Source organism: Chitinivorax sp. B, assembly GCF_005503445.1.
Classification (GTDB): domain Bacteria; phylum Pseudomonadota; class Gammaproteobacteria; order Burkholderiales; family SCOH01; genus Chitinivorax.
On sequence record NZ_SCOH01000002.1, the window covers coordinates 1 to 14,413 of the forward strand.

Annotated in this window: 10 protein-coding genes and 4 tRNA genes; 6 read left to right on the forward strand and 8 right to left on the reverse strand. The window is 48.4% G+C overall.

Translation table 11 applies throughout. The features are described from left to right. The 5 genes from FFS57_RS01425 to FFS57_RS01445 all read left to right on the forward strand — a co-directional run. A partial coding sequence (locus tag FFS57_RS01425) for an ISAs1 family transposase (protein ID WP_212749153.1) occupies positions 1-392 on the forward strand: 392 nt, incomplete at its 5' end. A gap of 394 nt (positions 393-786) precedes the next feature. Continuing rightward, positions 787-2,649 (forward strand): nucleoside-diphosphate sugar epimerase/dehydratase, encoded by a 1,863-nt coding sequence (locus FFS57_RS01430; RefSeq protein WP_137935978.1) that lies wholly within the window; start codon positions 787-789, stop codon positions 2,647-2,649. A gap of 54 nt (positions 2,650-2,703) precedes the next feature. Then, positions 2,704-2,777, forward strand: a tRNA-Gly gene (locus FFS57_RS01435). A gap of 269 nt (positions 2,778-3,046) precedes the next feature. After that, positions 3,047-4,171 (forward strand): patatin-like phospholipase family protein, encoded by a 1,125-nt coding sequence (locus FFS57_RS01440; RefSeq protein WP_137935979.1) that lies wholly within the window; start codon positions 3,047-3,049, stop codon positions 4,169-4,171. Between the two features lie 865 nt (positions 4,172-5,036). Next, a complete protein-coding gene (locus FFS57_RS01445) occupies positions 5,037-6,137 on the forward strand; it encodes a methyl-accepting chemotaxis protein (protein WP_502705891.1) in 1,101 nt (366 codons plus the stop codon). 110 nt (positions 6,138-6,247) lie between these two features. Here FFS57_RS01445 and secA read toward each other — a convergent pair whose 3' ends face one another. Beyond that, positions 6,248-8,968, reverse strand: coding sequence for a preprotein translocase subunit SecA (secA, locus tag FFS57_RS01450; RefSeq protein ID WP_137935981.1), 2,721 nt, complete (start codon positions 8,966-8,968; stop codon positions 6,248-6,250). Between the two features lie 286 nt (positions 8,969-9,254). Here secA and FFS57_RS01455 point away from each other — a divergent pair, with 286 nt between their 5' ends. Beyond that, on the forward strand, positions 9,255-9,671 hold the full coding sequence (locus FFS57_RS01455; protein ID WP_283204893.1) for a DciA family protein: 417 nt from the start codon (positions 9,255-9,257) through the stop codon (positions 9,669-9,671). Between the two features lie 217 nt (positions 9,672-9,888). On the opposite strand, the gene lpxC is transcribed toward FFS57_RS01455, so the two are convergent. The 7 genes from lpxC to queE all read right to left on the reverse strand — a co-directional run bounded on the left by lpxC (position 9,889) and on the right by queE (position 14,376). Beyond that, positions 9,889-10,803 carry a UDP-3-O-acyl-N-acetylglucosamine deacetylase gene (lpxC, locus tag FFS57_RS01460; protein ID WP_137935983.1) on the reverse strand — a complete coding sequence of 305 codons (915 nt, stop codon included), beginning with the start codon at positions 10,801-10,803 and terminating at the stop codon, positions 9,889-9,891. Between the two features lie 113 nt (positions 10,804-10,916). Next, positions 10,917-12,518 carry a GGDEF domain-containing protein gene (locus tag FFS57_RS01465; protein WP_137935984.1) on the reverse strand — a complete coding sequence of 534 codons (1,602 nt, stop codon included), beginning with the start codon at positions 12,516-12,518 and terminating at the stop codon, positions 10,917-10,919. A 135-nt stretch (positions 12,519-12,653) separates the two neighbouring features. Continuing rightward, positions 12,654-12,729: transfer RNA gene (locus FFS57_RS01470), tRNA-Lys, on the reverse strand. 47 nt (positions 12,730-12,776) lie between these two features. Further along, a tRNA-Lys gene (locus FFS57_RS01475) sits at positions 12,777-12,852 on the reverse strand. A 30-nt stretch (positions 12,853-12,882) separates the two neighbouring features. Next, positions 12,883-12,958 (reverse strand) — tRNA-Lys (locus FFS57_RS01480). A 63-nt stretch (positions 12,959-13,021) separates the two neighbouring features. Further along, positions 13,022-13,699 (reverse strand): 7-cyano-7-deazaguanine synthase QueC, encoded by a 678-nt coding sequence (gene queC / locus FFS57_RS01485; protein ID WP_137935985.1) that lies wholly within the window; start codon positions 13,697-13,699, stop codon positions 13,022-13,024. A 26-nt stretch (positions 13,700-13,725) separates the two neighbouring features. Continuing rightward, positions 13,726-14,376 carry a 7-carboxy-7-deazaguanine synthase QueE gene (gene queE, locus FFS57_RS01490; RefSeq protein ID WP_137936189.1) on the reverse strand — a complete coding sequence of 217 codons (651 nt, stop codon included), beginning with the start codon at positions 14,374-14,376 and terminating at the stop codon, positions 13,726-13,728. Positions 14,377-14,413 lie beyond the last annotated feature (37 nt).

The following is a 14,413-nucleotide window of genomic DNA, read 5'->3' on the forward strand; positions in this document are numbered from 1 at the left end:
AATTGCCCGCCACCTTACCGCCTGAACTCGCGGCCCGCTGGCCCCACGTGAAGACGCTTATTGAAGTGAGCAGTGAGCGCACCGAGGGCGGCCGAAGCTGCAGCGACGCACGCCGGTACCTGAGTTCCCTGCCGGTGGACGCCAGGCAGGCAGCCCATGCGGTTCGCCGTCACTGGGGCATCGAGAATGAACTGCACTGGGTACTCGACGTAGTCTTCCGTGAGGACGAGCTGCGTGTGGCTGACCCGGAGGGTGCGGCGCAGCTGGCGTTATTCAACCGCGTGGCACTGAGCGTGATCCGGCAGCATACCAAGCGCAAGGATAGTGTCGCGGGCAAACGACAGCGGGCAGCATGGGATCCGCGCTTCAGGACTGAGCTTTTATTTGACTAAACAAGGAGTAAAGTTCGATCCCGCCCTGGGAGCAATAGTAAAACAACAACTTGCAATTGGTTAAGGCACCTCTGCACAAATCGGATTTTGACAGATTCTTCAATCTTAAGTGCTTGAATTTACTAGGTGCTGTTTTTCGATTTTTGATTCGTGCAGAGATGCCTTAAGTTAAATATTTAAATAGAATGACTTAACTTTGCCTACTGTCGCTGTACTCGGCAAGGATACTTCTCCATACAATATGAATAACCTCCCTGTTTATGGATTAAGTCCGTGTTTCGACGCACTGCAGTTCCGCTAGTCTAATACAGGTCGCTGACAATCATGGGAGCCCATGACTTGCCAAAGTACAATTCATCTGCTTGTTCATTAGAGCAAGCAAGGTACATTAGATATGTCTATACTCGATATAAAAAGATTAAGTAAACTCAATTTCTTAGCCCTACTTGCTTTTGGGCATGACATCACTGCTGTTGCAATCGCGTGGTATCTATCGTTCTGGCTACGCTTCAATCTCACCTTGCCAGAACCATTTTCCACCACAGTTTGGCACTCTATGCTATTAGCACTGGTGATCTATTCAATTTTTTTCTGGAAATTTGGTCTATATCGCGGTATCTGGCGCTATGCCAGCTTACCAGACCTGAAAAATATCCTGGCAGCCATTACCATTGCAACCATGGCAACCTTTCTGGTGGTCTATATGTTACAGGTCAGCCATATACCACGGTCTGTTGCGATTCTCAATCCATTGCTGCTGGTGTGTTTGATGGGTGGTAGTCGCGCACTCTATCGATCATGGAAAGATCGGGCACAGTACAATGCCGATCGGGAACCTATTTTAGTACTAGGAGCAGGAGCCGCCGCTTCAAAACTGCTATGGGATCTTTCACGCCACCCCAAGTGGCGTGTAGTGGGACTTCTAGATGATGACCCGGCTAAACATCAACGGGAAATATATGGTGTTAAGGTATTGGATCCTATTATCCATTTACCAACATGGACAAAGCGTATGCGGGTTTCAACCTGCCTGATAGCTGCACCATCCGCTACGCCTAGTGAGCGGGAACGTATGCTGAGAGTCTGCGAGGCAGCCGCAGTGAAAGTACTGACAGTTCCATCCTTGGATGATTTGCTTTCAGGTAATATCTCCATTTCTGCAGTACGAGAGGTGGAAATTGACGATCTCCTTGGCCGCCACCCTGTTGATTTGGATATTGCAGGTTTGAAACATTTGATCACCGATAAAGTGGTATTGGTCAGTGGCGCTGGCGGATCCATTGGCTCCGAACTTAGCCGTCAAATCTTGAAATTCCGCCCTAAGCGACTGCTGCTGCTTGAACTGAATGAATTCGCGCTGTATCGAATTGAACAGGAATTTGAGAAAAATCATCGCGATGAACTCATCGATTATCTGGTAGGGGATGTCAAGGACAAAGCTCGGCTGGATGACATCATGTCCCGTTTCAAGCCATCTCTTGTATTCCATGCCGCAGCCTATAAGCACGTTCCATTGATGGAAAGCTGCAACGCATGGGAAGCAGTACGTAACAATGTATTTGGTACTTACTGTCTAGCCATGGCAAGTATGGAATATGGTGTAAGTAAGTTTGTGCTGATTTCAACAGACAAAGCAGTTAACCCGACAAACGTGATGGGTGCCTCCAAACGCATGGCTGAAATGGTCTGCCAAAGTTTGCAAGGCCACCATGATACTGAGTTTGTTATTGTTCGCTTCGGCAATGTATTGGGCAGCAATGGAAGCGTCGTGCCTAAATTCCGTGAACAGATTGAGCGCGGTGGTCCAATTACCGTCACCCACCCAGAAATCACCCGCTACTTCATGTCGATTCCTGAAGCTGCACAACTTGTGTTGCAGGCAGGTGTAATGGGTACAAAAGGACAGATTTTTGTATTGGACATGGGGAAACCCATCAAAATCGTTGATCTGGCAAAAGAAATGATCCGTCTTTCAGGTTTTGATGAAGAGCAAATTCCAATCCAGTTTACTGGGCTGCGTCCTGGTGAAAAATTATACGAAGAATTGCTCGCAGATGACGAGCATACACTCCCTACCCCACACCCTAAACTGAGAATCGCCAAGGCTAGAACAGCAGAACATCAATGGCTGGAAATGACTGTCTCGTGGATTACCCAAACCCGTCGCCCGTCGCCCCAAGAGTTGCGTTCCAGCCTGCAAGCATTGGTCAATGAGTATCAGCCCAGCAAGGAAGCCACCCGAGCCTTCGTTAACTGAACAGACGGGTTGCCAGTAACAGGCAACCCGTCTAAAATGTCGCCTCTGCTGAACGCGGGTGTAGTTCAATGGTAGAACGGCAGCTTCCCAAGCTGCATACGACGGTTCGATCCCGTTCACCCGCTCCATCTCCCTGTCACTTTAATTATCCTCTTCGTTTTCGTACCGTACCGCATCTGAGCAATACATCTCCAGATTCGGATGGTGCAATGCACCACAAAAGTCAGATTCGCTGTCTACAATGCCTATTGCAGTCAAGTACCGGCATCCCATAATGCAGTCCTGAACTATCGATATCCGCCTTCCGAATATTGCATTTACTGACTGGCAACTTGGCATGCTGTCGGCGGCCAAGTGATACACGATAGAACAGGGTCACCTTGTACGAGGAGTGATCATGGCAGGCAAAGCAGCTTCATCCCGTAGTCAAAGAACCGCACTGCTGATTGGTGGTGGTGCGCCTAATTCCAGTTTGATGGCCGGTGCCTTAGTGGCCTTCATTGAGCACAACATGCAGTTTGATGTCATTTCTGCATCGGGAGCTGGTGCATTAATGGGCTTGCTTTATCAAGCTCCCAAAGACGGTGATGCGATCAAGGCACTCAAGGCTTGGTCGTCGGTTGGCGTATCTAACGCTATTTATGATGTCTTCCCGGTCAATTACAAAGTATTTATGAAACCAGGTCCTGCAGCTGAGTGGTATCGGGCAATGTTGGCACAAAACCCCATTACACGACCTATCGTCAGTGATTGGTCTGGCGACGGACTATCTGGCGTAGTCGGAGATTGGTTACGCTTGATATTGGCCACGTTTTCGCCAACCGACCTTAGCAGCCGAAGCTTGGGGCTGTGTGCTCATCTCCCGTTTGCCGAGCAGGTAATTGATTTTTCTGCAATTGCCAAAATAAAACCAGAATTCTATATAAACGCATATAACGTTACCAGATCGGAAATGGAAATCTGGGGAAAACACGAGATCACGCCTGCCCACCTACGATGCGCGTTCTCGTTCCCAATGATCTACCCGCCATTCCATTTGGATGGCAATGACTATATTGAAGGTGCAGCAATCGACACATTGAATTTCAAAGCTCTGGTATCTGACGACGACAATCGGCCAGGCTGCGAGCGTGACGTCGATACGCTGGTGATCTTTGACATTCTTGGGGCAGACAAACTGATACGTACACCGAGAAATCTCTACGATGCCTGGGTACAATCAATCATCACACCATTAGTTGAAATTGCCAAAGACGACATCCGACTGTTTGAACTTTGCCATAATGTAGATCAGCAGACAGGCAAACCCAAACGCAAGCTACTCAAGGTGGACCTGATGGGAAGCATTCCACATGCTTACTGGCCGGAGATCATGGACTGGTCAAATTCCAACCTAAAGTATCTGTATGAGGTTGGATATCAGGCAGGTGTACGCTTCTGCCAGGAGCATCCAGAATTATTGCCTCAATTTACACCGCCACGCTCAACCAAGCAGGAAGCCTTGGCAACCATGGCCCAGTAAGCAGCAATCCAATTTGTGATGGAAACACCAAACCCGCGTGGTTTTGCTCGGCATGTCACGATCGAAGCCGGCAAATGTGTGTTTCCATTACAAACTGGCATGTACAACACACACGTGATCAAGCCCTGCATTCCCACTCCAAAGCACGTCCATTGAAACACATGTATCAGATGGTTCCAACCCAATGGCATGTATCTCAATTTGCCTAAGACATATCGTTGACAAGGTCATCGTATAGTAATACCAGTCTAACACTCGACCAAAGCAAAGAGAGGACCAGATGCGGAAGTATGTTTTCGGGGCATTGCTACTGCAATGCCTTCCTCTGTGCATTGCAATTTACATGCTTATCTGCCAAGGAACACTATTTGGTGCAGCAGTAGTAGCAATATTGGGTGGCATTATTCTGACTTGCAATTTGTTTTGGCTGGAGAAAAACATTTGCAAGCCAGTTCATTGCCTTATCGAGACGGTCGCAGACATGGCTGAGCGACACCCCCAAAACTTGGCATTACCCATACCAATGCCGGGCGGACAGTTCAATCCTATTGCAGTAGCATTCAATCACTTCCGAATAGGGTTGGCCGACACCCTGCAAGTCACACGACACGACAATATCAAGCTTTCAATTGAAGCCGCCCAGGTTGGTAAGCAGATAAAAGATGCCAACCTTAAGGCGCAAGAACAACGTGCTTTGGCTCAAGGTATCTTTGCATTGACCGAACAATCCAACCATGAGGTCGATAATGTCAAAAGCAGCATTAGCGTCATTGCAGGCTTTACCCAAGATTTAGCCATTGGTGCAGAATCCACACAGAGTGACATGTCGATCGCCAACGACAACGCGATGAAAGCTGCCAATGTTATGCACGGATTTACTGCCAGTATTGGCAAACTTTTGGAAGATACCGAAACCATTATCAGCAGCGTTGGTGAAATCCGTGAAATTTCAGATCAAACCAACCTGCTTGCATTGAATGCAGCCATCGAAGCAGCCCGTGCGGGTGAAGCAGGACGAGGCTTTGCTGTGGTGGCCGACGAAGTGCGAAAGTTGGCTGAACGAACACGTGGCCTGGCAGAAAATGTCACCGACAAGGCTCAGCGTATCCACCTACAATCCCAAGAAACCTCCACGTCTGCCACTTCCATCGCTACGAATATCAGTCGAACCAGTGAAGTACTAAGTGCAGCTACCACACAACTCACCCAATTTGCCAACGGCAGTCAACGTGTCAATACCGAGATTGATAGCATCTGCGGTGCGATTGACGCCCTGTCAGCGAACAATCATGAGGTTCACCGAAATGTTGGCTCGATGAACGAGCTGACAAGCGATATGTCAATGTTGATGCAGAGTTGCTATGACACTTCACTGGATCTGATCAATGCTGCCGAACACGTCATGCGCAAGCTAGGGCGATTCCACCTTGGTGATCATGCTTTCGATCGCATCATCAAGCAATTAGATGAGGCGCGCCTACAATGTGAGGGCATGCTGGACAGACTAGCCAATGACGGACACAACTTGTTTGATAAGCAATATAAGGTGATTCAAGGTACTAACCCACTTCAGTATCATGTCAGCTATGACACTGCTTTCGAAAAGCTATTTCGACCCTATTACGACCAACTTACAACTTCGATATCAGGATGTGATCTTGCAGTTATGGTAACGGCTGATGAAACCTACCCTCCTACCCATGTCAGCAAATACTGTGAAACGCAAACCCACGATGTTTCGCACAATACTGCATATAGCCGCGACAAACGCTTTCATAACAGCAATCCAATGCTCTACAAATGTGGCAAAGATCAAGGTGACTTCCTGTTCCAGGCTTATGTGCGCGATATTGGGGACATCTTTGCATTACTCTCTGTTCCGATTTTCCACAGGGGGCGACATTGGGGTGGTTTTATGTTTAGCTTGCAACATCAGGCGCTACTGCAACCAATGCCACCCAAATAGAAGAATAACCTATTCATTTGTTTTTTATTGGGAATGTCTGAAGCCAGACTATATTGACCAGAAAAAAAACCCATGCATTGCATGGGTTTTTTGTTTTCTGGCAATACCGATCAATTCAACTTGCCATGGCACTGCTTATATTTCTTACCTGATCCACAAGGACATGGATCATTTCTACCAACTAATGAATATTCGTTCGCCTCGGCACTTGCCACGGCAACAGTCTCGTCACTTGGTGACGCATAGGATGAGCCAAAATCGGCGTGGCGCATCTGCATGTTATCTGGTTCGTGCAACGATTCCTCAACAGCCTCGACATCTTCCTGGCCACGAATTTGAACAGTCATGAGGATTTGTGTTACATCACGTTTCACACGATCCAACATAGCTGCAAACAGGTCGAACGCCTCGCGCTTATATTCTTGCTTCGGGTTTTTCTGGGCATAGCCACGCAAATGAATACCCTGGCGCAGGTGATCCAATGCTGCCAAGTGCTCACGCCACGCATGATCCAGATTCTGCAACATCACCGCACGCTCAAACTGGTGCATTGATGAGGCACCAACCATTTCTACCTTGGCAGCATATTGCTTATGGGACTCATCCACAATTCGCTGCAGCATCCCCATCGGGTCCAAGTTCTGATCCGCTTTCAACCATTCCTGAACAGGCACCTCAAGCAACAGGTCGCTTGCCAATGCTTTTTCCAGCCCCGGTATATCCCATTGCTCTTCAATACTCTGTGGTGGAACATAAGTATCAAAAGTTGACTGGATAACACCCTCGCGCATACCTGTAATGGTTTCCGAAATGTCTTCAGCTTCCAATAATTCATTACGCTGCTGATAGATCACTTTACGTTGGTCGTTTGCCACATCATCATATTCAAGCAATTGCTTACGGATATCGAAATTACGGCCTTCTACCTTACGTTGAGCATTCTCAATGGCTCGTGTCACCCAAGGATGCTCAATCGCCTCACCTTCAGGCATCTTCAAGCGGTCCATGATCATGGCTACGCGGTCACCGGCAAATATACGGAGTAAAGGATCTTCCAGCGACAGATAGAAACGGCTTGAACCTGCATCCCCCTGGCGACCCGAACGGCCACGCAATTGATTATCGATACGACGCGACTCGTGACGTTCCGTACCTACAATATGTAAACCACCAGCATGTAAAACCTGATCATGCAAGGCTTGCCACTCGCTTTTCAGTTGCTCAATCTTGGCTGCTTTTTCCGAATCAGAAAGCTTCTGATCTGCCTCAGCAAATGAAATCTGCTTTTCAAGATTGCCTCCCAGCACAATGTCCGTACCACGACCAGCCATGTTGGTTGCAATAGTGATCGTACCCGGTCGGCCAGCCTCAGCAACTATCTGCGCTTCGTTCTCATGCTGCTTGGCGTTCAATACCTGGTGCTTGAGCCCTTCGGCGGTCAACATTTTCGACAACAACTCAGACGCTTCAATTGAGGTGGTGCCAACCAAAACAGGCTGGCCCCGACTCTGGCAATCTTTGATGTCGAGGATAATGGCCTTGAATTTCTCATTGACACTGCGATATACCTGATCCAACACGTCCTTACGTGCAATCGGACGATGGGTCGGGATCACAACAGTTTCCAGACCATAAATTTGCTGGAACTCATAAGCTTCAGTGTCAGCAGTACCAGTCATGCCCGCCAACTTACCATACATGCGGAAGTAATTCTGGAAAGTGATCGAAGCAAGAGTCTGGTTTTCCTTGTTGATGGTTACACCTTCTTTGGCCTCAACCGCCTGATGAAGTCCATCTGACCACCGACGTCCAGGCATCAGGCGTCCAGTAAATTCATCAACAATAATGATTTCATCATTTTGCACCACATAGTGCTGGTCGCGGTGGAACAAGCTGTGTGCACGCAACGATGCATACAGATGGTGCATTAACGTAATATTTGCCGCAGAATAAAGGCTGTCACCCACAGCAATCATGCCGGCTTCAGTCAGCAGTTGTTCGGCATGCTCATGGCCTGTCTCAGAGAGGCTGACTTGATGCGCCTTCTCGTCCACCCAATAGTCTCCCGGGCCTTCTTCCGTCTCCTGACGGATCAACTGTGGGGCAATGCCATTCATACGCTGATAAAGATCAACGTTATCGTCAGCCTGACCAGAAATGATCAGTGGCGTACGGGCTTCATCGATCAGAATCGAATCAACTTCATCGACAATTGCATAATTCAGACTTCGCTGCACCCGCTCATTAGGTGAATACACCATGTTGTCGCGCAAATAGTCGAAGCCGAATTCGTTATTCGTACCGTATGTAATATCCGATGCATAAGCCGTTTGCTTGGTATCGTGATCCATTTGACTCAGATTGATACCGACAGACAAACCAAGGAAATTGTACAAACGCCCCATCCATTCCGCATCGCGGCGCGCCAGATAGTCGTTGACAGTAATGACGTGAACACCCTTACCGGAAATTGCATTCAAGTAGGCAGGCAATGTCGCTACCAGCGTCTTACCTTCACCTGTACGCATTTCAGAAATCTTGCCGTAATGTAGAACCATCCCACCAATCAGTTGCACATCAAAGTGACGCATCTTCAGCACACGCTTGGATGCTTCACGGCAAACCGCAAAGGCTTCCGGTAACAAATCATCCAGCGATTCGCCCTTCTGATGTCGGGCCTTGAACTCCTCTGTCTTGGCCTGCAATTCGGCATCGGTCAGCTTGGCGATGCCCTCTTCCAGAGCATTGATACGCGCGACCGTCTGACGATATTGCTTGATCAGCCGATCATTCCGGCTACCGAAAATTTTCTTCAGGACGTTGGCAATCATGGGCGTTTCTTGTCTGGCCTTAAACAAACGGCCAATTGATCTTATCGTTCATAAAAGGCAAGGGGAGGTAGAACCCGCCCCCTTGCCGTGAAAATCTATGGGATAACGAACAAATTCATCCCAAATGCATTTTGCATGTTATTGCAAAACCTGGGCATCTTACCATAGCTACTGATCCCCGCGCACCCGCCAGCCAGTTAACGCCTATGCTGTCCACTGGTTGACACTTGGCGATATAGTACAAGCCCAGCTAAGATGTGGATACTCAGTGGAATATTCAAGTCTTATGCCGCAATTAAAGGATTGGCTGCCCAGCAGCGAGATGTCAGTTTTCAAACAAACCCAACGCATGTTGGCCACCCAACGCCAAGTTGCGTCATTGTTACCTTACGGCGGAAAAGGATTACAGGTGGTTCGATGGGATGGCAGCGTGTTGGTTTTGTTTGCCGAGAATGCGGCCATTGCTACACGTGTCAGACAACAAACCCCTAGTCTGCTGAAAAAAATGCGCGAAGCGGGTTATGAAGCATCTGATATTCGTGTCAAAGTTACGGTAAATGAAGAGCGGGCAATCAAAGCTAAACAGGCACTTATGAGTGATGCAGCCCTGAACAGTCTTGCCCAATTGGCAGACACCGTTCAAGCACCGGAATTGAAAGATAAACTGAACACATTGCTACAACGCCAGTTACATCAACGTTAAGCACAGAGCATTCTTGTATCGCAGTGGAACTGGATTCATATCAGCCTACCGAGCAGGTAGTATGCAACATACAACAAACCTACCAGCAAGCCAGTTTTGATCAAACGTTTTGCTAGTAGTACGTATCCAGGCTGCCGAGTGAGTACTCCCAATAACACCAATACAATGCTTACCACAGCTACGACAATAACAATTAGTCGCAGCCAACCCACGGTCATCAGACCAATGTGGGTTGCAAACGGTGGAACGAGTTGGGCACTTGCTCAGGCTTGTCAAAAGTTACCCACTCCCAAGCAGAGGCATCCGCCAATAGCGCCCGCAACAGCTTATTGTTCATCATATGACCGGATTTGAACCCTGAGAATGCACCAATCAACGGGTGCCCTAAAATATACAGATCCCCTATCGCATCCAGCACTTTATGACGGACAAACTCGTCTTCATAACGCAGTCCATCTCCATTCAGTACACGATACTCATCCAGAACAATTGCGTTGTCGAAACTTCCACCACGGCCCAAACCCATTTCACGCATCATCTCGACCTCATGCATGAAACCAAAGGTACGAGCCCGGCTAATTTCCGTCACAAAGCTCGTATCGGCAAAATCAATGGTGACCGATTGGCTGGATTTACTGATGGCGGGGTGACGAAATTCGATAGTCAAGGAAACCTTGTACCCATTATGGGGCTCTAGCTTGACCCATTTGTCGCCATCGCGTATTTCTACTGCTTTCAACACCCTGACAAACCGTTTCGGTGCTAGCTGCTCCACAATACCTGCTTGTTGGAGTAAATAGACAAACGTTGCCGCGCTACCATCCATGATCGGCGTTTCTTGAGCATTGATATCAATATAGAGATTGTCCAGACCTAAGCCCGCAAAAGCTGACATCAAATGTTCAATCGTGGCGACCCGTACACCATCTTTCACAAGCGTTGAAGATAGACGCGTATCGTTGACCAAATCCGGCGTCACCCGAAACTCTGGAACAGCGGGTAGATCAACACGACGAAACACCAAACCAGTGTTGACCGGCGCAGGCCACAAATGCAGCGTGACACGATCCCCGGAGTGGAGCCCAACACCACTAGCTTTAACGGGTTGCTTGAGTGTACGTTGCTGAATCATGGTAAGCGTCGATGCAAACTATTCGAAAGGACATGAAAGTCTAGCATATCGGTCTACTCACCCCAATTGAGTATTACTATTACATTCATCACCTGTTCAGCTAAAAAGCTGGGCTAGGTCGCCGCTGCAATGGTAATTCGATTTCGGCCCGCTCGCTTTGAAGCGTACAATGCCTCATCAGCTGCATTGATCAACTCTTCAACTGAATCAAAACCTGGATAGGCAGACACACCAGCACTAAACGTGATATTGAAACGGGTATCACGATATGGGTGTTCGATCAGGGCAAAATCTCCACGAATCCGGTCCAGCACCAATCGAGCCTGCTCTGCATCCACACCAACCAAACCGATCACAAACTCTTCGCCACCATAACGGCCAATAATATCGCTCTTACGTAATCGCTGTTTGAGCAACCAGGCCAAACTTCGAATGATTTGATCTCCCACAGGGTGACCGTAGGTATCATTCACTTTCTTGAAATGATCGATATCTAACATCGCTACCGCCAACCGGCCATTTTCCCGCAGAGCGTAATTCAATGCAGCATCCAACGATGTTTTTGTACTGGTATGATTGAGTAAGCCCGTCAGACTGTCGTGAAACATTGAACGCCGCAACATGCGATAGCGCTCAATTTTGCTTTTTACAATCGCATTTAGAAAAACTTGATTGAACGGTTTGGTCAGGAAATGATCCCCCCCCAAGCGCAATGCATCAACCTGCAACGCTACATCAGTTTCACCCGATAAATAGACAATAGGGATCGACAGAAATTCGTTGTGTTGCCGAATAACACGAGCAGCCTCAACACCCGTGCAATTGGGCATGTACATATCCATCAGGATCAAATCTGGCTGGAACTGCCTCAAGGCATTGAGAACCTGAAGTGGGTCTTGAATTGATTGTGTCGTGATATGGTGCTCTTCCAACGCACGCTGAATGGCCCTTGCTGCTGTTAGAGAATCCTCTACCACCAATACCCGGAACGGCTCCTGATCCGTAGGGTCGTTCAGCTCAAGGATTTGTGCTACCACACCTTGCAAGGAAGCTCCATGTGGAAAGCACCAGTCCGCACCACTTTTCAAGGCAAGTTGCAGTAAACGAAAATCCGAAGGCACGGACAAACCAATAATTTGTGCGAGTCGATGCTGTTCACGCAATACTTTTAACCGCGTAGACCAATCCTCCGTTGGAATGTCATTAGTATCAAGCAATATTAAAGGATTGGGAGGGGCATCCAGCGGCAGCCGATCATCCCACCGCAGCTCCAGCACCTTTACCCCAAAATAGGTAAGCTGCCCAAGCAAATCCAACCACTCCTCGGCTGAATGTCCAATGAAATAGACAACTCGTGTAGGCCGCATTTCCTGTTGACTACGGCCAGCGCGACGATCATCCAAACGTTCTGTCGCGTGGACGTAACTTTCCACCAACTTGGAAAGTGTATGCACTCGGTCATGCAGATCCTGCATCGACATATCCGGCATAGGGTGATTGGTTTCATCACCAAACAGCGACAACGCAATCTGCTCAAGCTCCTTACTAGCGTGAAGCAGGCCAGTGACTGCCTTATCGATCAGATAATCGGTAAATGCATTAAGGGAAACCGCAAACTCGACGAAGTTCTCAAAGCTTGGAACTTTGCGATACCGTTGCCAGGTCAAGATCAGAGCCTGGTTCTTTTGGGCGAGTTCGACCGGCGAACAGGACATTTATGGAGTCTTGATATCAATATCCGAGGAAGGCCATAACCAACACGGCCACTTAGGAATATTCTAGCACGGTCGTTGAAGTCTGCCTGGAATCCATCGCCCAAACAAAAGGCCAGCATAAGCTGGCCTTAATTTTGGTGGGTTGTGCGCGACTCGAACGCGCGACCAACGGATTAAAAGTCCGCTGCTCTACCGACTGAGCTAACAACCCGGTTTTTTGCGGGTATTGAAATCGTGCAATTGCGATTTCATTGAAATTGGTGGGTTGTGCGCGACTCGAACGCGCGACCAACGGATTAAAAGTCCGCTGCTCTACCGACTGAGCTAACAACCCGCACGCGGCGAGCTGCCACGGGAGGAAACTTGGTGGGTTGTGTAGGGATCGAACCTACGACCTACGGATTAAGAGTCCGCTGCTCTACCAACTGAGCTAACAACCCAAGAAGGCCGGCATTTTAACAATCGTATGAAAATTGTCAACTAATTAACCGACCTTTTTAAAATCAACGATAGCGCGTTACATCAACAACCCCTGCCAATTCAAAGCCTTCCTTGCGCAAACGGCATGAGTCACATTGCCCACAAGCACGTCCTTCTTCATCGGCCAGATAGCAGGAAACAGTCAGTGCATAATCCACTGCGCGGGTGACACCGGCAGAAATAATCTCTGCTTTGGTAAGATCAATCAACGGAGTATGGATTTTGAAAGGATGCCCTTCCACCGCAACTTTGGTAGCAAGGTTAGCCATATCTTCGAAAGCCGAAATATATTCAGGGCGACAATCTGGATACCCAGAATAATCCACAGCATTGACACCGACAAAGATGTCTTGTGCCTGTAGAACCTCTGCCCAAGCCAACGCATATGAAAGCATGATGGTATTCCGTGCAGGGACATAAGTCACTGGAATAACACCCTCCTGCACCCCATCCGTTGGCACGTCAATTGACTTATCAGTTAATGCAGAGCCTCCAAATGCAGCCAGATCAATAGTCGCCAACCGATGCTCACGGGCACCCAAGGCATGAGCAACACGTTTGGCAGCAGCCAATTCAGCCGAATGACGCTGACCATACTGGAAGCTCAAGCAATAGCAATCAAAACTCTGTTCTTTAGCAATAGCCAGCACCGTTGCAGAATCAAGCCCGCCAGACAGCAGGATGACAGCTTTTTTGTTCATTTCAACCATCCTCAAAACCGAGCCGATCATTTACCCGGGATATTACCCCATAACACTTTGTGCAACTGCAGCTGATACCTGACCGGCAAGCGGTCACGTAATAACCAGTCGGCCAGTTCATGCGGCGCCACTCCACCATTGACTGGCGAGAATAGGACAGGGCAACGTAGATGTAACTGATGTTCCATCAACACTTGCTTGGCCCATTCATAATCCGCTTCGTGGCATATGACAAATTTCAGTTCATCATAAGGTGTCAACAATTCGATATTAGGCCAATGATTTTTCATGACCTCGCCAGAACCGGGGGTCTTCACATCAACGATCCGTGAAACACGAGGGTCGACATCATTGATTGGCAACGCACCACTGGTTTCCAGCGATACAGAATAGCCCTCATCACAAAGCCGCTTCAAAAGCGTCAAACAGGTTTTCTGTGCCAGCGGCTCACCACCTGTCACACAAACATAGGGGGTACCATATTGCTGCACTTCATCCAAGATACGATTAACGGTCCAGCCCGAGCCACCATGGAATGCATATTCGCTATCACAATATCCGCAGCGTAATGGACAACCGGTGAGGCGTACAAAAACCGTTGGTAAACCAACTCGGCTGGTTTCACCTTGTAGTGAATAGAAGATTTCAGTAATGCGTATGGATTGCGTGGTGGACATCGTCTTGTGAGCCGGCGCGTTGTGATGCACGTCGGCT

Bases quoted from the DNA above. Each gene is read 5' to 3' on its own strand.
- FFS57_RS01430 (WP_137935978.1), top strand. From the start codon at position 787: ATGTCTATACTCGATATAAAAAGATTAAGTAAACTCAATTTCTTAGCC.
- FFS57_RS01440 (WP_137935979.1), top strand. From the start codon at position 3,047: ATGGCAGGCAAAGCAGCTTCATCCCGTAGTCAAAGAACCGCACTGCTG.
- FFS57_RS01445 (WP_502705891.1), top strand. From the start codon at position 5,037: ATGCACGGATTTACTGCCAGTATTGGCAAACTTTTGGAAGATACCGAA.
- secA (WP_137935981.1), bottom strand. From the start codon at position 8,968: ATGATTGCCAACGTCCTGAAGAAAATTTTCGGTAGCCGGAATGATCGG.
- FFS57_RS01455 (WP_283204893.1), top strand. From the start codon at position 9,255: ATGCCGCAATTAAAGGATTGGCTGCCCAGCAGCGAGATGTCAGTTTTC.
- lpxC (WP_137935983.1), bottom strand. From the start codon at position 10,803: ATGATTCAGCAACGTACACTCAAGCAACCCGTTAAAGCTAGTGGTGTT.
- FFS57_RS01465 (WP_137935984.1), bottom strand. From the start codon at position 12,518: ATGTCCTGTTCGCCGGTCGAACTCGCCCAAAAGAACCAGGCTCTGATC.
- queC (WP_137935985.1), bottom strand. From the start codon at position 13,699: ATGAACAAAAAAGCTGTCATCCTGCTGTCTGGCGGGCTTGATTCTGCA.
- queE (WP_137936189.1), bottom strand. From the start codon at position 14,376: ATGTCCACCACGCAATCCATACGCATTACTGAAATCTTCTATTCACTA.